General features: G+C 66.8%; 18 protein-coding genes and 1 pseudogene. 10 read left to right on the top strand and 9 right to left on the bottom strand.

Annotated features, from left to right (window positions below):
• Positions 1 to 95: 95 nt before the first annotated feature.
• The 5 genes and pseudogenes from FHX82_RS25660 (at position 96) to FHX82_RS25640 (ending at position 8,455) form a co-directional block, all read left to right on the top strand.
• Complete coding sequence (locus tag FHX82_RS25660) at positions 96 to 932, top strand: DUF1206 domain-containing protein (protein ID WP_229880238.1); 837 nt, start codon at positions 96 to 98, stop codon at positions 930 to 932.
• 321 nt (positions 933 to 1,253) lie between these two features.
• On the top strand, positions 1,254 to 2,795 hold the full coding sequence (locus FHX82_RS25655) for a putative glycoside hydrolase (protein WP_229880237.1): 1,542 nt from the start codon (positions 1,254 to 1,256) through the stop codon (positions 2,793 to 2,795).
• Positions 2,796 to 2,894: 99 nt separating this feature from the next.
• Positions 2,895 to 7,337: a pyocin-S2/colicin E7-DNase domain-containing protein gene (locus FHX82_RS25650; protein ID WP_183176839.1), complete on the top strand. Its 4,443-nt coding sequence runs from the start codon at positions 2,895 to 2,897 to the stop codon at positions 7,335 to 7,337.
• 4 nt (positions 7,338 to 7,341) lie between these two features.
• The gene (locus FHX82_RS25645; RefSeq protein WP_145938077.1) at positions 7,342 to 7,551 is read left to right on the top strand and encodes a bacteriocin immunity protein; all 210 of its coding nucleotides are present in this window, start codon (positions 7,342 to 7,344) and stop codon (positions 7,549 to 7,551) included.
• Positions 7,552 to 7,651: 100 nt separating this feature from the next.
• Positions 7,652 to 8,455: pseudogene (locus tag FHX82_RS25640) on the top strand (IS5 family transposase).
• Positions 8,456 to 8,459: 4 nt separating this feature from the next.
• On the opposite strand, the gene FHX82_RS37815 reads toward FHX82_RS25640, so the two are convergent.
• A complete protein-coding gene (locus tag FHX82_RS37815) occupies positions 8,460 to 9,290 on the bottom strand; it encodes a hypothetical protein (protein ID WP_229880236.1) in 831 nt (276 codons plus the stop codon).
• Positions 9,291 to 9,964: 674 nt separating this feature from the next.
• Here FHX82_RS37815 and FHX82_RS25630 point away from each other — a divergent pair.
• From FHX82_RS25630 to FHX82_RS25615, 4 genes are all read left to right on the top strand, one after another.
• The gene (locus FHX82_RS25630) at positions 9,965 to 10,234 is read left to right on the top strand and encodes a hypothetical protein (RefSeq protein ID WP_145938076.1); all 270 of its coding nucleotides are present in this window, start codon (positions 9,965 to 9,967) and stop codon (positions 10,232 to 10,234) included.
• Positions 10,235 to 10,307: 73 nt separating this feature from the next.
• Entirely contained in the window at positions 10,308 to 10,619 is a 312-nt protein-coding gene (locus tag FHX82_RS25625; RefSeq protein ID WP_229880235.1) for a winged helix-turn-helix domain-containing protein, read from the top strand.
• The gene (locus tag FHX82_RS25620) at positions 10,616 to 10,891 is read left to right on the top strand and encodes a hypothetical protein (RefSeq protein WP_145938075.1); all 276 of its coding nucleotides are present in this window, start codon (positions 10,616 to 10,618) and stop codon (positions 10,889 to 10,891) included. The genes FHX82_RS25625 and FHX82_RS25620 overlap by 4 nt, the downstream gene beginning before the upstream one ends.
• A complete protein-coding gene (locus FHX82_RS25615; protein WP_145938074.1) occupies positions 10,884 to 11,138 on the top strand; it encodes a hypothetical protein in 255 nt (84 codons plus the stop codon). Before FHX82_RS25620 ends, FHX82_RS25615 begins: the two co-directional genes overlap by 8 nt.
• 792 nt (positions 11,139 to 11,930) lie before the next feature.
• Here FHX82_RS25615 and FHX82_RS25610 read toward each other — a convergent pair.
• From FHX82_RS25610 to FHX82_RS25585, 6 genes are all read right to left on the bottom strand, one after another.
• Positions 11,931 to 15,038, bottom strand: coding sequence for an N-6 DNA methylase (locus FHX82_RS25610; protein WP_145938073.1), 3,108 nt, complete (start codon positions 15,036 to 15,038; stop codon positions 11,931 to 11,933).
• A gap of 468 nt (positions 15,039 to 15,506) precedes the next feature.
• Positions 15,507 to 15,824: a hypothetical protein gene (locus FHX82_RS37225; protein ID WP_229880370.1), complete on the bottom strand. Its 318-nt coding sequence runs from the start codon at positions 15,822 to 15,824 to the stop codon at positions 15,507 to 15,509.
• Between the two features lie 182 nt (positions 15,825 to 16,006).
• A complete protein-coding gene (locus tag FHX82_RS25600; RefSeq protein WP_229880234.1) occupies positions 16,007 to 16,462 on the bottom strand; it encodes a hypothetical protein in 456 nt (151 codons plus the stop codon).
• Positions 16,459 to 17,196, bottom strand: coding sequence for a hypothetical protein (locus tag FHX82_RS25595; RefSeq protein ID WP_145938071.1), 738 nt, complete (start codon positions 17,194 to 17,196; stop codon positions 16,459 to 16,461). Before FHX82_RS25595 ends, FHX82_RS25600 begins: the two co-directional genes overlap by 4 nt.
• A gap of 17 nt (positions 17,197 to 17,213) precedes the next feature.
• Positions 17,214 to 17,528 (bottom strand): hypothetical protein, encoded by a 315-nt coding sequence (locus FHX82_RS25590; protein WP_145938070.1) that lies wholly within the window; start codon positions 17,526 to 17,528, stop codon positions 17,214 to 17,216.
• Between the two features lie 3 nt (positions 17,529 to 17,531).
• On the bottom strand, positions 17,532 to 18,122 hold the full coding sequence (locus FHX82_RS25585; protein ID WP_221216556.1) for a hypothetical protein: 591 nt from the start codon (positions 18,120 to 18,122) through the stop codon (positions 17,532 to 17,534).
• 870 nt (positions 18,123 to 18,992) lie between these two features.
• On the opposite strand from FHX82_RS25585, the gene FHX82_RS25580 reads away from it, so the two are divergent.
• On the top strand, positions 18,993 to 19,478 hold the full coding sequence (locus FHX82_RS25580) for a MarR family transcriptional regulator (RefSeq protein WP_229880233.1): 486 nt from the start codon (positions 18,993 to 18,995) through the stop codon (positions 19,476 to 19,478).
• Positions 19,479 to 19,524: 46 nt separating this feature from the next.
• On the opposite strand, the gene FHX82_RS25575 is transcribed toward FHX82_RS25580, so the two are convergent.
• Together FHX82_RS25575 and FHX82_RS25570 are read right to left on the bottom strand one after the other, a co-directional pair.
• On the bottom strand, positions 19,525 to 19,983 hold the full coding sequence (locus FHX82_RS25575) for a nitroreductase family deazaflavin-dependent oxidoreductase (protein ID WP_145938068.1): 459 nt from the start codon (positions 19,981 to 19,983) through the stop codon (positions 19,525 to 19,527).
• A 358-nt stretch (positions 19,984 to 20,341) separates the two neighbouring features.
• Positions 20,342 to 20,506, bottom strand: coding sequence for a hypothetical protein (locus FHX82_RS25570; RefSeq protein ID WP_183176838.1), 165 nt, complete (start codon positions 20,504 to 20,506; stop codon positions 20,342 to 20,344).
• Positions 20,507 to 20,544: the final 38 nt, after the last annotated feature.

Below are 20,544 nucleotides of genomic sequence, written 5' to 3'. Positions count from 1 at the left end.
AGTGGAATCGCCTCCGCACTGGGCCGAATGGAGCAGTCGCCCGGCGGTGTCCCTCCATCCGGGTGAAACTGCTCTGGACACGAGGAGGCGACCAGATGGCGAGTCAGGCGGCACGGGCGGCGTCGCGGGGGGCTTCGCGCGTCGAAGGCAGCAAGACGGCGCAGATCGCCGGGCGGCTGGGGATGGCGTGCTGGGGCGTCGTGCACCTGGTGGTGGCGTACCTCGCGCTGCGGGTCGCGTTCGGCGACCCCGGGCGGGAGACCGACCAGAAGGGCGCACTGGCCGAGATCGGTTCGACGGCGTTCGGGCAGGTCGTGCTGTGGGTGCTGGCGGTGGGGCTGGTGGCGTTCGGGTTGTGGCAGTGCATGCTCGCCGCGAACGGCTACGGCTGGGTGACCAAGAGTGGCAAGCGGACGCGCAAGCGCATCGGTTCGGGCGCGCGGGCGGTCGTGGTGTTCGGGCTGGCGTACACGGCGATCCGGCTCGCCACGGGCAGCGGGAGTTCCGGTTCGGGCGACCAGAAGCAGCAGGAGTTCACGGCGAAGCTGCTCAGTCTGCCCGCGGGCCCGTTCCTGGTGGCGGTCGCGGCGGCGGTCGTGCTGGGGGTCGCCGTCGCGGCGGCGGTGAAGGGGTTCAAGCGCAGCTTCCTGAAGGACCTCGACACGGCCGACCTGCCGGGCGGCAGCCGGAAGGCGGTGGAGTGGCTGGGCCTGGCGGGCTACGTCGCGAAGGGCGTGGTGTACGCGATCATCGCGGTGCTGCTGGGCTACGCGGCGCTTCGCTCGGACGCACGCCAGGCGGGCGGCCTCGACAAGGCGCTGCACACCCTCGCGGCGCAGCCGTTCGGCATGGTGCTGCTGGTAATCGTCGCACTGGGCCTCGCCGCCTTCGGCGTGTACTGCTTCGCGGCCGCCCGAGCACACAAAAGCTGACGACTGCGCCAGTGGCGCGCCCGGGCGGGCCCACCGGTGAAGCTTGCTTGACGGTGGCGCTGCTGCCCCGCCGCCGGGTCCGGCGACTCAACCGCCACCGAGTCTCGCCACCGGCCCCGGCCGCACAGTCGCGCGGCACCATCGCCCTCACCGCCGCCGGATCCGCCACCACCCCGGCCACCCCACGGCACCCACTCGGGCGCCCACCCTCACACCGCCACCCGACCGGGCGAGCGGGGCAACTCGAACGAGTGGACCACGGCATGAGGTGATCTTCCTCAGGGAAGACTTCGGCCAGTCCGCCGCTTGGAGGAGACCCGCGTGGATCCGCGCCCTGTCCTGCTCGCCGTCCTCACCGGAGCGCTGCTCACCGGTGCCGTCCAGACCGGGCTCGCCGCCCGGCCCGCCGCGCCACTCGTCCAGGGACTCGCGAACGGAGCGGTCACCACCTCCGCCGTCTTCGACCAGGTCAGCGTCACCGCCCACGACCCGAACGCCGTACGGCTCCTGCTCGACGGCAAGCCGCTGCCCGTCGTCCGCGAGGGCAACCGGCTCGTGCTGCCGAAGCTGCGCCTGCCCGAAGGCCCGCACACGCTCACCGCCCGGCTCGGCCGCCTGGAAGCGTTTCCCCAGTCCGACGTCACCCGCACCTTCACCGTCGACGACACCCCGCCCCAGGTCTCCCTCGCCCCCGTCGAAGCGACCGACCTGCACGAGCCGGTCACGGTCCGCGGTTCGGCCAGCGGGGCGCAGCGGGTGAACATCAACGGCTCCGAAGTGAACGTCGACCCCGACGGCGCGTTCAGCACCACGCTCCCCTCCCCGCCCGGCAGCATCGCACTGTCCGCTGTGGACGAAGCGGGCAACGTGGCGAGCACCGAGGTCACGGTCCAGGCACACCACCCCGGCATGCGCGGCGTCCACATGACCGCGCTCGCCTGGGCGTCACCCGCCTTGCGCGAGCCGGTGCTGCAACTGGCCCGCGACGGGCTCATCGACACCGTCGAGCTCGACATCAAGGACGAGGACGGCGAGATCGGCTACGACTCGCAGGTCCCGCTGGCACGCGAGATCGGCGCGGCGAAGGGCTACTACGACGCCCGCGCGGCACTGGACGAGCTGCACGGGATGAAGATCCGCGTCGTCGGCAGGCTCGTCGCGTTCCGCGACCCCATCCTCGCCCGCGCCTCGTGGGACTCCGGCCACCACGACCGCCTCGTGCAGACCGCCGACGGCCAGGCCTGGGCCAGCGGCTACGGCGACTACACCTTCACCAACCCCGCGAACCAGGAGGTCCGCGACTACAACACCCAGCTGGCCACCGAGGCCGCGGCGCTGGGTTTCGACGACATCCTCTACGACTACGTGCGCCGCCCCGAGGGCTCGCTCGACCGGATGCGGCTGCCCGGCCTCCAGGGCACCCCGGAGCAGGCGATCACCGAGTTCCTCGCGCAGAACCGCGACGCCGTGCACGCCCACGGCGCGTTCCTCGGCGCGTCGGTCTTCGGCATCGCGATCACCCGGCCCACCCAGATCGCGCAGGACATCCCGGCCATGTCGCACGAGGTCGACTACGTCGCGCCGATGGTGTACCCGTCGCACTGGGGCGCCGGCGAGTACGGGCTCGACGACCCCGAGGCCGCGCCGCACGACATCACCGCCCGCTCCCTCGCGGACTTCGCCAAGCAGGCACGGCAGGGCGGGGCCGTGACGGTGCCGTGGCTGCAGGCGTTCAGCATGCACATCCCCTACGGCCCGGCCGAGATCAAGGCCCAGATCGCCGCGGCGCACGAGAACGGCATGGACTCGTTCCTGCTGTGGAACGCCGCCTGCCGCTACGATCCCGCCGCCCTGGGCGGCTGATTCCCGGAAAGCGCTTCCCGGCGCGGCTCGCGCGGGCCAGAATGGAACGCCCGCGCTGCCCGTTTCGTGCAACCCTGCGCGGCGACGGGAGGCGGAGCCATGGCGGACGGGAACCCGCTGGTGGCGCGGGCGCAGTCGCAGACGACGGGGGTCACGGGGATCGGGATCGCCGAGTCGGCGGTGGATCTGGCCAACGGGGTCAAGGACGGGTCGTGGGTCGAGGTCGGGCTGGGTGCCGTCGGGGTGGGGATGGAAGCCCTGTCGATGGTGGTGGATCCGATCGGGACGCTGGCGCAGTACGGGGCGTCGTGGTTGATCGAGCACGTGCAGCCGTTGAAGGAGGCGCTGGATTGGCTGGCGGGGGATCCGCCGGTGATCCAGTCCTTCGCCGACACGTGGGGCAATGTCGCCGGTGAGGTGGCCGCGGTTGCGGGGGATTTGCGGGCGGAGGTCACCAATGGCACGGCGGGCTGGTCGGGTACCGGCGCGGAGGGCTATCGGGGGCGGGTGGCGGAGCAGACGGACGCGCTGGCGGGGGCGGCGACGCTGGCGGACGGGATTTCCACCGGTGTGATGGTGATGGGCCAGGTCGTGGCGATGGTGCGGGAGACCGTGCGCGATCTGGTGGCGGAGTTGGTGGGGAAGCTGATTTCGTGGGTGCTGGAGGAGGCGTGCACGCTGGGGTTCGCCACCCCGCTGGTGGCGGCGCAGGCCACCACGGCGATCACGAGCACGATCACCAAGGTTTCGGAGCTGGTGCGCAAGCTGCTCAAGACGATCGGCAACGTGACCCCGAAGATCCGGCGGATCGTGGACAAGCTCGGGGAGATCATCGAGAAACTGGCGAAGCTGGGCAAGAAGTTCGCCCGCCGCGCCGACGGCGCCACCACCCCCTCGGCGGCACACTCCCTCGACACCCCGCAGGTGCACAGCCCCGACGCGCCACACGCACCGGACACGCCGGATGGCGCGGACCTCCCCGGCGCCAGTCACCCCGGCGACGGCACCACACCGGGTTCGCTTAAGGAGAGCAGCGAGAACCCGAAAACCGAGTCCCGCGAGCAGGAGTGCGTGCCCGGTTCCGGCGACCCGATCGACGTCGCCACCGGGCAGATGTTCTCCACCGAGATCGACGCCGAGCTGCCGGGCGTGCTCCCGCTGGTGTTCGAGCGCACGCACTATTCCTCCTACCGCGCCGGCACGTGGTTCGGTCCTTCGTGGACGTCCACAGTGGATCAGCGCGTCGAGGTAGAGGACGACGGCATCCACTTCGCCGCGGCGGACGGCATGCGGCTGGTCTACCCGGTGCCGCTCACCGACGGGGCGGAGGTGCTGCCGATCGAAGGTCCGCGCTGGCCGCTCACCCGCACCGCGGAGGGCTACCGCATCACCCGCCTCCGCGACGGCTGCACGCTCGACTTTCCCGGCACCACCGGAAGAATCCCGCTGGCCACGATCACCGACCGGGGCGGCCGCCGCATCGAGTTCCACTACGACGAGACGGGCGCGCCGGCCGAGATCCGGCACTCCGGCGGCTACCGCCTCGGCATCGACACCGAAGGCCGCCGCGTCACCCGGCTCTGGCTGCACAACGTCGCGGGCGAGCCGATCACGCTGATGCGCTACGCCTACGACGACCGCGGCCGGCTCACCGAGGTGGTCAACTCGTCGAACCAGGCGACGCGGTTCGGCTACGACCTCGCCGGGCGCATCACGCAGTGGACCGACCGCAACGGCGAGTGGTACCGCTACCACTTCGACGGCCGCGGCCGCTGCGTGCGCACCGAGGGCTCCGGCGGCGCGCTGACCGGAACCTGGGACTACGACGAGGAAAACCGCGTCACCATCCACACGAACTCCCTCGGCGAGGCGACCGCGCACCACCTCAACGAGCTGGGGCAGGTGGTCCGCGAGGTCGGGCCGCTCGGCGGCGAGACCGTCCGCGAGTGGGACCGCCACGACCGGCTGCTGTCGATCACCGACCCGCTGGGCCGCACCACCCGCTACACCTGGGACGAGCGGGGCAACCTGCTCGCCACCACCCTGCCCGACGGCACCCAGCGGCTCACCGAGTACAACGAGCTGAACCTGCCCACCGTGCTCGTCGACGCCGACGGCGCGGTGTGGCGCCAGGACTACGACGAGGCCGGAAACCTCGTCGCGGTCACCGATCCGGTGGGCGCGGTGACCCGGTACAGCTACGGGGAAAGCGGTTTCCTGACCGCGGTCACCGACGCGCACGGCCAGGTCCGCCGGATCGAGACCGACGCCGCGGGCCTGCCGCTGACCGTGCCCGATCCCTCCGGCGTCCTGGTCCGCTGCCGCCGCGACCAGTTCGGCCGCCTCGTCGAGGTCGCCGATCCCGCGGGCGGTGTTGTCCGTCTGGAGTGGACAGTCGAGGGCCGGCTGCTGTCGCGCACCACCCCGGACGGCGTCACCGAGCGGTGGGTGCACGACGGGGAGGGCAACGAGATCCGGCACGTCGACCCGCTCGGCCGGGTCACCACGGTCGAGACCACGCATTTCGACCTCGTCGCCGCGCAGATACTGCCGGACGGCAGCCGGTACGAGTTCGGCTACGACACGGAGCTGAAACCGGTCAGCGTGCGCAACCCGCAGGGCCTGGTGTGGCGCTACGAGTACGACCGTGGCGGCAATCTGGTGCGGGAAACCGATTTCGACGGGCGCACCACCACCTACGAGCACGATGCCGCGGGGCAGGTCGTCGCGCGCACGAACGGCGCGGGCGAGACGGTTCGCCTCGTGCGGGACCCGCTCGGCAGGGTCGCCGAGGAGCAGTTCCCCGACGGCACGCGGGCGACGTTCACCTACGACCCGGTCGGACGGCTCGTCCGGGCCGTCAACGCGAACGCGGAGCTCGTCCTGGGGCACGACCCGATCGGTCGCGTGGTCAGCGAAACGGTCAACGGCCGCACCGTGACGTCCCGCTACGACGCGCTGGGGCGTCGCACCCACCGCCGCACGCCCACGGGAGCGGAGTCGGCCTGGTCGTACGACGCCGAGGGCAGGCCCACCGAGCTGCGTTGCGCCGGGCGCACGCTCACCTTCGGCTACGACGCGGCGGGCCGTGAGGTGGAGCGGTTACTCGACACGGGCACGATCCTCGCCCAGTCGTGGGACGGGAACAACCAGCTGACCACACAGACCGTGTCGGCCGTGTCCCGCACCGCGCCGCCGCGCGTGGTGCAGAGTCGCCAGTACCGGTACCGGCCCGACGGGAGCATCGCCGAGGTCGAAGACCTGCTGTCGGGCGTGCGCCGCTTCGAGTTCGACGCCGCGTCGCGCCTCACCGGCGTTCAGCGCAACGGCTACACCGAGCGCTACAACTACGACGCGGCGGGCAACATCACCGGTGGGGCGTGGCCGTCCGCCGACCGGCGTGGGCAGGGGCCGCGCGAGTACCGGGGCACGCTGGTGGAGCGCGCCGGGAACGTGCGGTACCGCTACGACGGTCACGGCCGGCTGGCGGTGCGGGAAGCGCCCGGGGAGTCCGGCCCGTGGCGGTACTCCTGGGACGCGGGCGACCGGCTGACCGCCGTGACGACGCCGGACGGCACGGTCTGGCGTTACTCCTACGACCCGATGGGCCGCCGCATCGCGAAGGAGCGGCTGGCGCCCGACGGCCGCACGGTCGTCGAGCGCGTGGACTTCACGTGGGACGGGGTCACCCTCGCCGAGGAGGTGCGGGACGGGACGAGCGCGACCACCTGGAACTGGGGCGCGGGCCTGCGGGCGCTGACGCAGACCGAGCGCCTGCCGCTGCGCGACGCCCCGCAGCAGTGGGTGGACCAGCAGTTCGACTCGATCGTGACGGACCTCGTGGGCAGCCCGGCCGAGCTGGTGGACCCGCTGGGCACGGTGGCGTGGCACAACCGCGGCTCGGTGTGGGGAGAACAGCCCGCGGGCGGCACTCCCCTGCGTTTTCCGGGCCAGTACTTCGACGCCGAAACCGGGCTGCACTACAATTTGTTCCGTTATTACGATCCGTCGCTCGGCCGTTATTCCAGTGCCGATCCGCTCGGCCTCGGCGGCGGCCCGAATCCGTATTCGTACGTGCCGAACCCACTGCAGTGGATCGACCCGTTCGGGCTGAAGAAGTGCGACCCTCGCGACCAGCCGGGCACCGCGCACGGTTCCGCGGGCATCCCGGACGTGGACGGGCAGTGGCGGCGCGGCAGCCAGCGCAACGCGGCGCGCTTCCCCGGTCAGGTCGCGCGACAGCTGGAAGGCAGGCACTTCAACAACTTCGACGAGTTCCGCGAGGCGTTCTGGCGCGAGGTGCACGCCGACCCGAACCTGCGCTCACAGTTCCCGCCGGGCAGCCAGGGCAACATGGCCAACGGGCACTCGCCGTTCGTCGTGGACGAGCAGACCTTCGGCGGCCGCAGCCGCTACGAACTGCACCACGTGACACCCATCCAGCACGGCGGCGGTGTTTACGACATGCGCAATATCGTGATCGTCACGCCGAGATACCACCGTGATATACTCGACCCCCGGTACCACTACGGAAACGGTTAAGGGAATGGCGAAGCTGACCCGCGAGGAAATGATCCAGCTGGTCGAAAAGGTGTGGCAGGGCGAGGCTCCCGAAGAGGAGCAGGACCGCTGGATCGAGGAGATCCGCAGCACCACCGGCAACCCCCATGTGCTCAGGCTGATCCAGAACGAGGAGGGCCTGACCGCGGAGCAGGTCGTGGACAAGGCACTGGAGTACAAGCCCTTCCAGCTCTGAGGGTGTGGCGGTGGGGGCGCGTGGTGCCACTTGGAGGGCAGTTCAGAATGAGCTGGCGTGTCGGCTTTGTCTGCGGCTCGGGACGTTCCACGATCGAGCGGTGTCTGAGAAGGTCGTGACCGACGAGCTGTGGGCACGGCTGGAACCGTTGATTCCGGTGCATCCAAGGCGCTTCCGTCATCCGGGTCGCAAACGTGCCGACGATCGGGCTGCGTTGGAAGGCATCTTGTACGTGGTGCGCACCGGTATCGGCTGGAACCGGCTTCCCACCGCCCTGTTCGGCGCTTCGGGTGCCACCTGCTGGCGGCGGTTGACCGAGTGGCACGAGGCCGGCGTCTGGCAGCAACTGCACGAGCGGCTGCTGGCTGAGCTGCGGGCGGCGGGCCTGCTGGACCTGTCCGCCGCGCTGGTCGACTCCACCCACTTGCGCGCTCTCAAAGGGGGGACCACACCGGGCCCAGCCCAGTTGACCGGCGCAAACCCGGCTCCAAACACCATCTGATCACCGACGCCACCGGCACCCCACTCGCGGTCACGCTCACCGGCGGCCACCGCAACGACGTCACCCAGCTGATCCCGCTCATCGATGCCATCCCGCCGATCCGCGGCGTGATCGGCAAACCACGCCGCCGTCCGCGCCGGCTCTACGCCGACCGCGGCTACGACCACGACAAGTACCGCCGCCTGGTCCGCGCCCGCGGCATCACCCCGTTCATCGCCCGCCGCGGCGTCGAACACGGCTCCCGGCCTGGGCAAACGTCGCTGGCCAGTCGAACGCACCTTCGCCTGGCTCAAGGGCTTCCGACGACTACGCATCCGCACAGAACGACGAGCTGATGTCCACCAAGCCATCCTCAGGCTGGCCTGCTCGATCATCTGCCTTCGCCAGCTCATTCTGAACTGATCACTTAGAGGGCAGCCACGCGATGCGGCGACGGGCGACCTCTGTCGAGCGAGTCGATCATGGCGTACACCTCGGCAGGGGTCAGCACACTCGGCGCCGACGCCCCGTCCAACTCGGCCCGCGCGGCTGTCCGCTGCGCCTGCGCGTCGTTGATAACTTCGACCAGCGCGGCCGGATCAACTCCTGCCTCGATCGCTGATCGGAGGCGACGCAACTTCGCCTCCGCAGCCTCCAGACGATGCCGAGCCGCGTCGTGCGCACCCGTCTCCGCCGCCCCACCCTGCGAAGCCACCAGCGCCTTAACCGTCCGGTCTCGATTTTCCGGAGCGAACACCTCGCCGAGCCACGTGTTCAACAACTCCGTGACCGCTGCATCACGCAGGTACACGTTCTTTGGGTGCCTATTCAAGGTGGGCGAGCCTGGAACCAACGTCCCCGCGGCGCATCGGTAATACGTGCGGTCCTCGCGCGGCGTGCCCTCCATCCGCCGCGTGCCGCTGCCCGAGGCCGCACCCTTCCCCGCAACGGGTACGCCCGCTTGGTCATTCGCTTTGGCCCACGTACCAGCTTGCGCCGCGCGCTCAAAACCTCCGGCCGCCCTTGAACGGCGGAGAAGCTGAACCTCGGTGAATACCTCCACGGAGATGATCTCCGGGTGAGCCGGAGTCCGCGAACGCACGGCCTTCTCCGCCGCCGCCCTGCGGAACCGCACCATATGCCCGGCAGACACGTCCTCCGGATCGCGCAACATCTCTTGCCGAGCCCACCGACCGAAGAACGCGTAACCCGTGTACCGCAGGTTCTCCAGAATCCCCGCACCGAACTCCCCTGCCACCCATCCGCCAACCGGTGCCGATTCTGCTCCGGCCGCCGCGCGGACGGACACGGGATGCCGTCTCGGTTCAGGCCGTTGGCGATGGCCCGATCACCCTTCCCTGCGAGATACTCGGCGAAGATCCGCCTCCTCCAGCGTCAGCCGGCGCTCCCGGATCTTCTGCTCCAGCAGCGTCCTGTACCGCACGGTCGCCGGAAGCTGACCTGAGGCTGATCTACGCATGATTTCATTACGCCATCCGCAGCGGCTCCCGCTGGACACTTGCGGCCAGGTGTCCCGTCCCATAGCGCCACGATCCATTCAATCCCTAGTGTCCCCGGGACCACCGGGACAGGTCGCAGGCAACCCGTCCCGACACTTGTTGCCCTCATAGTCCCTGCTCAGGGGTGTCTGGGCCCGTCCCGATCGCCGTCCTGCCTCGACCGCACCGAGGACGGGTCCGGCCGGCTGCGGACTAACGCGACGCGCCGTGATGGCCGCGCTGTGGCACGGCTGTGTCCTCCCGCCCGCGTCCCGTCGCCGAGAGGCTCACAGCATCGTTTCCACACCACTCGGAGGGGACGACACGTGAGGAACACCGCTCCCGCCTCCCCCGCCGTTCCGCTGTCCCCGCGTGCGGGTTGTTGCGTGACGGACCGCCCCCGGACAGAACCCAGACGGAAGGACAGCGCGCTATGACCGCCCGCCTGAGCGAACAAGTCCATTCGACCGAAGGCGAGTCATCTTGTGATGATCGGGCATCTCTGCCTTCGACGCTGACCGACCTGATCAATCGACTGCACAACTCCGCTACCAAGGCGACGCGACTCGGGAATCAGCACCGGCACTTTGCGGCCGACCTGCTGTTGCTGGGTGAGCAACTCCACGAATTCGCCGGCGGCCTACAGGAGATACCCGCCCCGGCATCCCCGCAGCAGAGCGGGACAAGCGATGACGAGCGATGAACCGCGCAGCGCTGGATTCCCGCGTCTATTGAGGACTCACAGTTCCAGCCTGCGTGTTGTCCCTGACACACCGATGGCCGAGCACGACATCCACGAGAACGCGATGAATGATTTCACGCCGAACGACGCGGCGGGCTACCTCTACGAACAGATGGCCGATCACCTGACCGCGCGAATCGAGTCCGGCGAACTGACGCCGAACACGTCGCTGTCATCGGAGCACCAATTGGCCTCCGAGTACGGCGTCTCACTCGGCACAGCACGGCACGCCACCCGGCTCCTGCGGTTCCGCGGACTGGTCGTGACCGTGCGCTCCAAAGGGACCTACATCGCCAACCGCCGGCCTCGTTCCACTGCCTATAAAGGAGAGGCTTCAACCTCATGAACAACGCCACCGCCCAAATTCGCCGCATCGACCAAGCCATCGGTGCCGAACTCGTTCCGCTGGCCGAGCGCATTGACGACGGCAAGCTGGCCATCGACCGAGCAGCTCGCATCGCCTGTCACCTCCTGGGCATCAACTTGTGCGGCGAGGTCCCCTACATCGACAGCACCGAAGTCGAAGCCACCGTTCTGCCCGGCATCGTCGCGGTCTCCGAACGCCTGCGGGGACCGAACGGACCGGCCCGGCCGCAAGCGAGTGCCCGCCATGACTGACTTCGATGCCCGGCTCCGACGTCTCGACTACGCCATCGAGGCCGAAACCGCTTCTCTCCTGCGACGCAAAGACGACGCCGAGACCGCGATCGACGAGCTGATCGGTATTGCGGCCACCCTCGACCGACCCGCCCCATCGGCCGCACCCGGTCGCCGAAGCCGGGTGCTTCGTCTCGGCCCCCTCACGCTCACCATCTCGACCGACCGCACCGACAACGAGCCGCCAGACGACGAGGACCTGCCATGACCTGGCTGCGTCGCCGCTGGAACGCCCAACCCGCCATGCGCGAACTGGGGCAACGAGTGCGGCGACACCGCGACCTTCTCGGCCTCACCCGCCGTCAGCTGGCCCACCGTTGCGGCCTGCTGACGCCGCAGGTGTGGCTGCTGGAACACGGCCTGGCCTCACCACCCATACAGACGTGGCAAACCTGGCCGCCGCTCTGGAACTGGACCCCCGCGACCTCGCCCGAGGCCTGCGCCTGCGACGAATCCCCCGGAGACGACCACCAACACCCAAGGCCGGAAAGGAATAACGGCGTGAACGAGGACGTGCACAACTGGCACCAGCGGTTGCGCCAGCGCTTCGACGAACAACTCGACAAGACCCTCAACCCCATGACCAGCATCAAAGACCTGGGCAAGATCGCCGAACGCGAACTGCTGGACTTCGGCCTGCACTTGCTAGACATGGGACTCGCCGCCCTCGACGAAACAGACTTCTCCTACCGGCCCGAACTAGAAGCCGCCGTGGCCACCACCCGAACCCTGGCCACCGACCAACTCGATAAACCCCTCATACCCGAGCTGCGGTCCCTGGTCGCCATCCAGCGCAGACAGCTCAAGGAGGTGCGCATCGCCGTTGACGATGCAGGCAGCCGTCGACTGAGCGTAGCGATTGCCTGTAGCAGGCTCTCGCCGCTCAGGAAGGGTAGGGAATGGCGAGGAAGCAAGAAGGCGCGCGCGTCGGATCGTCCAAGAGTCCAGCAGTCGAAGATGGTACGACAGCGCCTTATTTCCTCCGGGTTGAGACTTGTACTCACGTCTCGATCAAACTGCGAACTAGCTGGTCGATCTCGCTCGCCGTGGCATGCCTACTTAGGAACTCTCGCACTCGTCGACGCAGTGCGACAAAGCCGGCGTCGACCATTGATAGAGAGGCAATTTCGTCGGTTAACTCTATGCCAATTTGAACGAGTCTTTGATGCACCGCATCCTTCGCGTCGTATCTAGGTATCGGCAATCTCCACAAATGCTTGTCGATATCCCGTTCATCTTTGCCGTAGGACATGAACGGTCTGACCAATTCGGTGATGGCTGGACTATTGATTATTGTGCAGAGATATAGACCCTCCTCGCGTGTAGCTACAGAACCCCAGTAGAGTTTGTGATCTATAATGCTATAGCCGTCGTCGACCAGGGCGGCTGCAACGTGCATACCCGCCTTGCCGTACACAACGCGGAACTGCGCGGTCGGCAACTGGTTTGTCAAGCCACGGCGGAAATTTAGGCGCTCGGTCAAGGTGAGTCGGTCGCTGGTCCGGTACTTTTCCCAAGTCGCCACCGCGTGCTCCCACCACTCAGCAAGTCCCGGGTAATAGTCGATTCTCGAATCGGTGCCGTCAGCTAGGGAATCGCCAATTATGGGAAGTATGGCCTCTCGGGCACTGAGAACTCGAAAGGGTACAATGTTCTCGCCAAGCAGTACCGGCCGAACGAATTCGACTTCGACGACGCCTTCCAAGCGGCGCAAGTCCCGCCACGGCCGCTTCTCGTAGCTGCTGGCTCCTGAACGTACTGCCTGTCGTCCGCCGCCGAGACCCAACGGCCCGGCCGAATCTGTTTCCACCATGAAAAGCACTCTGGGCACGATCGTCGCACCTTCGGCAAACTGGTCCGCGTACGGGGAGCGCTCGGTCTCCTCGTGGCCACCGACGAGGCGCGCATCGGTGCGAGTTATGTGACTACTAACAGCGCGCCAGGATCCTTCGTTCTTGGGCAGAACGCCAGACCAACATTGCGCGGTCCTCGGCAGGGGCTTGCGGCTGGAGTAGCCTGCGCGACGGCCAAAGACGACACAGCTTCCACGCGGAAAGAAATGTGGCCGGAGCCGCCGTAAGTCCCACGGTTTACTGAAAGCGACGGCGGTTGGTTCGACAATGTCCTCGTACCAACCTGAGCGGAATCCGTCAAAGTAGTCGCGGTCGAGTGCTGCATTGGGTAGTACAAAACCAAACGTCCCATGAACGTTCAAGTACTGCTGTACTGTGCGAGCTACGAATAATGCAGACAAATCTTGGTGTGTCGCAACTTGTTTACTATGCCACAACCCACGCTCCTTCGAGAGCTGCTGAAAGAGTACCTGCATCTCTGGCGGCATGTTTCGGTATGATAGCCAGGGCGGGTTGCCGATGAGGACATCGACGCGATTGTCTGGCATCGCAAGCCATACCGGGCGAACCAGATTTCGAATGTAGTAGTTCCAGATATGGTTGCGATCCTCGTCGTGCAGGCGACACATTACGGCAAAGGTCTCGGTGATCATCGGCCGGTCCTCTGGTGCTACTGCAAGTCGTCGGAATAGGGCGGTAAGCGAAGGCAGGGTACCGGGATCACGTGGTTTGGCTGCAAGGCCGGCCAGGCCAGACACCAGTCGATCGAAGTGCGCAGCGTCTGTTAGCAACTTCTCGGGAAACCGCAGGATATCCTCGTATAGAGATTCGCCATATCCTGCGCTAATTTTGAGGTGTTCCTCAGTGAATAGGTCGAGTCTTTCGCGCCATTGCATACTGTCACCAAGGTACACAGGTACGGTCACTGCGCCGCGATCCGACCTGATCAAACGCTCGTGTCCGATCGCTAGCAGGTAGGTCACGCGGGCGAGGGCGACTGCAACCGGATGCAGATCAATCCCGATTACATGCGACGATAGGCTCGTGAGAGCTGCCGCAAGCGGCGTTCCGTCTCTTTCTGCTGCGTCTAGGTATCTCCGGACGGCATGGAATAGAAAGGTTCCCGAGCCGCAAGCGGGGTCAAGTACACGTTGACTGAGCGGGTGCCGAACGCACGTTTCCACAATACGCTCGGCTAGCCAGTCTGGCGTGTAGTACTCGCCCATTCGCTTGCGTGTGTCGCGTCCAATTATGGACTCATAAAGAACCTTGAGGACATCGTGTTCTACTTCGGACCAATCAAATCGTGCCACTCGGCGTGCCAGACTGCGAATAAAGGGACTGCCGCCTGGAACCTCGATCGTCCAGTCGAAGAAATCTGGTTCAACTACGCCGAGAATTTGTGCACGGTCAAAACGCTGGCCGCTTAGGATTGTGGCAGGCTCAAGGTCAAGTACGTCAAGGCCGGCAACCAGATGGGCGATCACGTCTGCGGTGTTCATCAAGAGGGTGTGCTCGATGAAGAGATCATCATCATCGATGAACTGAGTGCCGAGCGCGCTGCGGAGTAGCTGTGCCCAAAGTTGTCGTTTGAGTGCAACCGTCGGAGTCTCTGCGTGCTCGGCATACAAAGCTGCTAAGGCTGCTCGGTCAACAGCGTGCGCCGAGCTTTCGGCGCCGAGACGGCGTCCGATCTCGGACGGTGTCGGCGTCACCCCTCTGCCGGTGGCGAGCACGCCTTCGAGCCAGAAGAACAACGCCATCGCGTTGGGCCGAGTTGCCGAGATGGTGTGCCGGGTAATTTCGACCAGGTGGCCGCCGGATAAGTGGTATGCCCGCCATTGAGCACCGTCAGTCAGGACGCCTAAGTAGTGCTGACCGCTACGTTCTGTTCGCGTCCTCACGTATCCTGCCAACTGCTGAACGGCATTCTTTACCGTCCCCGGCCGGGCAAGGCTTCTTTTGACCTCGATCACTACGCAACCGAGTTCGATGTCGATGCGTCGACCGTCACCGACTGCTGTCTCTAGGTCAACGTCGAGATCTTGGTCAGTTAGGCCGAAATTTGCTGTCAGTAGCAACTGTCGGATATCTGCTTGCAACGTTGCTTCGCTGCGAGCTCTATCCTGCCCGGCTATCCGACGCAGCAGAACTTTGAGTTCTGGCGGAAATAGGTCGTCGTCGCTGAAGCGTTCTTGCGATCGCTCTGCGACGGCGTCCCTTACTTCGCTGTGACTACGCCCCGCTTTGGCCATGCTGATCAGTCTGAGACGTGACCTTTGACGTACGCATCCGTCCAATGGGCGACACGGAACCTCATTGTCCTACGTGAGTTTGCCATGTGTAGCGAATGTCGGCCGAAGGTACCTCTTTTGTCCTATTGATCGGCAGCCTTCAAGATGCTACATCTTATGCGCACAAGGAAAATTACATAGCTGAGATTTATTAGACCAGTGCCGTCCTGTGAGCGTCTGCGCTGACCCAAACGACCGGTGGCTGTGTCGGCGTGAGGTTTGGAGGCGTCTCTTGGCTAGCGAAGACTAGCCGAGTGGCAGACGTGTAGATAGTGAACAGCTCCCCCTCGGACACAGTGGGGGTTCAAGTCCCCAGGGACAGCCATCACCAATGGTAAGCAGCGCTTGGTTGCCGTGGAGCAGCGTCCCCGCCGAGAGGACCAGCCACTGTATTTGCTGGCGGTGTGCGACCAGCTGTGGGCGCGCTGCTCAGCTGCGCAGCCAACGACTGACCAACACCATCACAGTACCGTCGTAGACCACGAGCACCGTCGGCATGAGGATCTCGACAATCGTTGCCAAGGTACCGATCGGCGTCCGCGCGGTGGCCGCCCCGGCGCCGAAAGCGAGCCACCCCAGGCACGCCATGAGCAAGCAGAGATTCCACAGGACGAGCAGGTTCCGGCGGACCGCATTGGCCAACCCAAGTTCAAGCCGCCCCGCCGAGATCACGCGGCGCATGGACATGACGACGGTTCCGAAGACCCCGGCGATGAGCGCCAGTGCTCCATCCGTGCCCACAGTCACCGCCAACAGCGGCACCTCCGACGTCCACCCCGCCGGCAGGTACACAACACTAGCGGTGGGAGCCGCGGGCAACGCGAGCGAGCCCAGCCCAAGTGGCATGGCGCTCGCGCTGATACGTCGGGCACGGCCAGGATCGATCGCTCGGTAGTCGAGACGATCTCCCTGGCTTCGGCGGCGCACCGTCAACCCGTGGGCAGCACACGGCGGAGGACGACTGACGCGATGACGACACACGCCACTGTGACCGCCGCCGCGGCGAACACCACCGTAGACACGGCGGTGTCCACAGGTATGCCGGTACCCCGTCCGCCCGCGATCGCGAGCATGAGCAGGACACCGAGACCGTCCATCACGATCGCGCACAGCGCCATCGCAAGCACTCCCCTGCGGATCCCGGCGAAGAACTGCAGATCCAGCGCCGGGGTGGTGGGCACGCGCGATCCGGCCATGACCGCGACGACACCGGAGAACAGGAGGCTCAACCCTCCGCCACCGAGAAAAATGAGTACGAAGTAGAACATCGGGTGGATACCAGCCGGCGCCGCGAAACCGAGCCAGATCACGGCCACCAACACCACAATGGCCACACTGATCGCCATCGCGGCGACCGGGCGCGTGGCGGGAGCCACTGCCGTCACTTGGTCACGTGCCAGTCGGACTTCTCCTGCATGGCTCCGATGTTCGACTTGGCCCACTGGTCCCCCAGGTCATGTACCTTCTGCGCGATGGTGGTCTGCTCCGTGGAGATGGTGTTGGTCAGCGCCTGCAGCGACAGGATCGCCGTGGTGATAAGTCCGATCGAGAGTCCCGCCGCGGTGACGATAGCGGCGATCGCCGCGGGAATGCCCACCACCGTGCACGCGGCGGCGATCGCCCCGACCACGAAGACACCGCCCGCGACGGCCATCGCCGTCCAGAACGTTTCGATCCCGTTGCCGAGGTTGTCCAGCGAACTGCGCAGCTGATTCGCCAGGTCCTTCACCGAGTTCAGGCCACTGACCTGCGCCGGAACGGCGGCCTTGTAGGCCTCGGCGCCACGGCCCTGCCAGTCCAGGTTGGTTTGCATTTTATCGAGGCTGATCTGGCCCGCGATGTCACCGACGACGTCGCCGACCTTGTTCACCCAGTCCTCGGCCACCTGGTGCAACCGGTCGGGGCTGCCCGGCTGGTCGATCAGCTGGTTGCCCCGGCCCCAGAATTCCTTCACCTTGTCGCGAAGCGCGTTCATCCCGTCCTCGATCGGCTTGATCAAATCGGAGAGGAAACCAGGGACCCAGCTCAGAACGTCATTGACCTTGTTGAAGAAGTCGTCAATCTTCTGCTGGAGCTCGTGGAACTTGTCGTTGGCCTGCTGGATGGCGGGGCTCGTCACGCCAAGGTCACCCTTCGTCAGTTCCCGGCGGCGCGCTGGATGCGCTGCTGGTGGTCAGCCTCGGTCTGGTCGTACAGGTCCGCGGCGTGCCGCAACGCGCCCGCGAGGTCGTGAAAGTTCTGCACTGCCTGCTGCATCATGTTCAGCAGCACACTCTGCGCGCCGGCGTAGGTGGTATCGATTCCCTTATCCACCCCGTAAATCGACACATCACGAGGGCTCAGTCCGAGCGAACCGATGGCCTGCCGCGGGGCATTCAGGTCGTTCGCCGCGCCGTCCCAGATGTCCGCGTCTGACCGCAGCGCGGCGACCGCCGTCTTGATGTCAACCACCTTCTAGGACTCCCCTGCAGTCCCAGTGCCCACCGGCATGCCCAGTCGTCGCATGAGGCGGCGCGGGTCCGCCGCCAGCGCCATCAGTTCGGAAATCGCCCCGTCACCCGGCCCCGCGGCCAGCTCCCCCGGGGTGCTGGCGTCGCGCAGGCCGCGCAGCACCTCCACGAACTCCATCTCGATCTCACTGTGACGGATTTGCCCGGCCCAGGTGCTGTCAACGTCGAGCGTGAGCACCTGTCCACGCTGCGCCGAGCCCTGCACGTGGCCGCCGGAACTGCGCACCTGCACCGGCTGGTCCACCACCGCCGAGAGCCGCGTGGTGAACTGATCCAATTCGGCTGAGGCCGAGTCGAGCAGCCGCTGCACGTCTTGGTTGGTCAGCGGCGATTCGTCACCGCCGTTGTGTGGCGGCGCGGGCGCGGAGGCCGACAGGTCGGTGTGTTCGAGACTGCGAGCCAGCGCGCGCATCGTTGCGGCATTCGCGGCCGAAAGCACACTCGCGTTCAGCGCACGGGGATCGACAGACCCGCGCCACCGCGGCGACAACCGCACGGCGATCACCTCCGCCGTCGGCGACACCACCACCTCCACTACCCGGTGGGCGTCTTGCCCGACCAGTATCTCCTCCGACGCTCCGGCGGAAACCGGCTGACCGCTCGGCCTCTCTTACTCCCAGTCCTCAGCTTCTTCGAAACCCCATCGTCGATCGTCCACATCGGCGGACCTTACTCAAGCATTCGGATTAGCGCAGAAACTTGCGCGGGTGAATGGGTGGTCCCCCCTTCTGGAGGAACGTTCTCACCGTGGGTAGCCGATCGTCGGTGGCGCCCTGCTCTGGAGCTGGCAGCGGCGATCGCGCGGCTCAGCATATTTGTTCAGAGCTGCAACCGTGTGGTTAGTGTGCAACTCCCCCCTGGGGCACAGTTTCGTGGCAACCGTGCTACATCTGACGTATCAGTGCCAGAAGGCACTTCAACACCATGCCGTGGCCTCCAGGCCACGGCTTCGTGCTTTCCGGCAGTGGTCGTCATGACCGGCCCCGTCATCACTCCCGTGGCCGTCCCGTCCGCTGCTGCGCGGGCGAAGAACCCGATTCGGATAGCGGGCCGCCGGGTTCTGCCGTTACCGACCTTGCCGACACGACGCACGAGCGATGTCGTGTAGGGGCTGTCCGCTGTGGACTGCCGGGGCCGGATCACCGACCGGGCCGTCGTCGCCGCACTCGGCTGGCGCCCCGGCACCCTCCTGGGGATCCGCGAAGCCCAGGGCCTCCTCGTCCCACACGGCTCGGCCAGCGTGACGCCGCAGGGACACCTGCGCCTACCCGCCGCCGTCCGCCACGTCAGGCTGACTCCGCCCAGCGCACCGCGTCTTCCGACGGTTCGGCCATCCGCCCACGCCCCCATGACGGTGTCCTCACCCGTATGATCGGCAATCCGTATGGTACGAGGAGAGAAGCAAGTGGTAGCGAAGTCGGATGCCGGGCAGGCGCGGCGGCGTCGACGGCTCACGACGGCCGTGAAGGAGTCGCTGCGGGATCTGCGTGTGCAGCTGGCCCTGCTCAACCACCGGGTCGGCGCGCGGGTGGACCTCAAGGACGTCGACCTGGACTGCCTCGACCTGGTGAACCGGCACGGCCCGCTCAGCCCGAGTGCCCTCGCGCAGCAGGCCGGGCTCCATCCCGCCACCATGACCGGCATTCTCGACCGCCTCGAGCGGGGCGGGTGGGTGGTCCGGGAACGCGACCGGGCCGACCGGCGTGCCGTCGTCGTCCGGCCGCTTCGCGAACGCAACGGGGAACTGCTGCGGCAGTACGCCGGGATGAACAACCTGATGGACGACATCTGCGCCGGGTACGACGAAGCCGAACTTGAGCTCCTCGCCGGTTTTCTCCGCCGGGTCGCCGACGCGGGACGTGACGCCACCGACGACCTGGCCGCCGGCTGACGGCTTGGCCGAAGGCACGTTCTCGCCCGCGGCATCCCTGCCGGTATCAGACCGCCTCGACGCGGAACACGGCGATCCGGTCCGCGGCGGCGGCCACCGCGTCGGGCGTGGGCGCGTCGGCGAGGCCGTTGGTCACATAGCGCTGGGCCGCGCTCGCCGGCTGGGTTTCCACCACCTCGCGCAGCAGCGGACGGCGCTCCTCCACCGGCACCTCGATCAGCCGTACGGTAGAGCTGCGCCGGCCACGGCTGAGGGTGGCGGTGCCCGCGGCCCGCACGTTGGCGACCCACGCCGCGTTCTGGAATGCCTGGACCAGATACTCACCGCCGGTCAGCGGGAGCACGGCGATCGGGAAGGTGCGGGGCTGACCGCTTCGCCGCCCGGCAACCGTGAGCAGCTGCATCGGCCCGAACGCGATGCCGAGCCGCTGGAGCCCGGTGATCACCTTGTTGATCCTGTTGACCGTTCGGCGGTAGCTCCGCGCCTTCGGCGTTTCTTCAGTCATAACGGCAGCGTATCCGCGGGCAACCCTCGGAACGGTATGATATCTGTCACAGATAATATGAGTTTCATACTACTTGGCACCTGAACATCACCGCTCGGCAGACGGATGATCATCCAGGACGACTGGATCTTCGCCCACGATCGCGGCCCGCTGGGCTCAGCGTTACCGGGAACACGGCCCGGCGGGAATGGGTGATCGACCAGCCGTCCTCACCGCAGCCGGGGCGACAACCCGACGCCGAGCTTCTACTCGCTGGCCCGCAAGGACGTCGTCCGCCGCACCGCGGGCGGCTGGCGGCTGGCGCGGCGGTGGGCGGCATTCAACCAGTCGCTCATCAATGCCCACAACTTGTCGATCTTCATCTAGGGAGGTGTGCCATGGAGCCGACGATCGAACGGCCACCGATCGGCGACGTCGTCGAACTCGGCGTCGAGCCGGGTGACGGGCCGATCGTGATCGCGAACGAGTTCGTCGACGTCGTGGTCCGCAAGGTCGAGACGCGCAACGGGATGCGCCTGGACATCTGGTCACCACGCCGGGGTTCGCGGGTGCAACTCGACG

It is taken from the genome of Amycolatopsis bartoniae, from assembly GCF_014191255.1.
Lineage (GTDB): Bacteria > Actinomycetota > Actinomycetes > Mycobacteriales > Pseudonocardiaceae > Amycolatopsis_E > Amycolatopsis_E bartoniae.
This window is presented reverse-complemented; position numbering and strand designations above follow the sequence as displayed.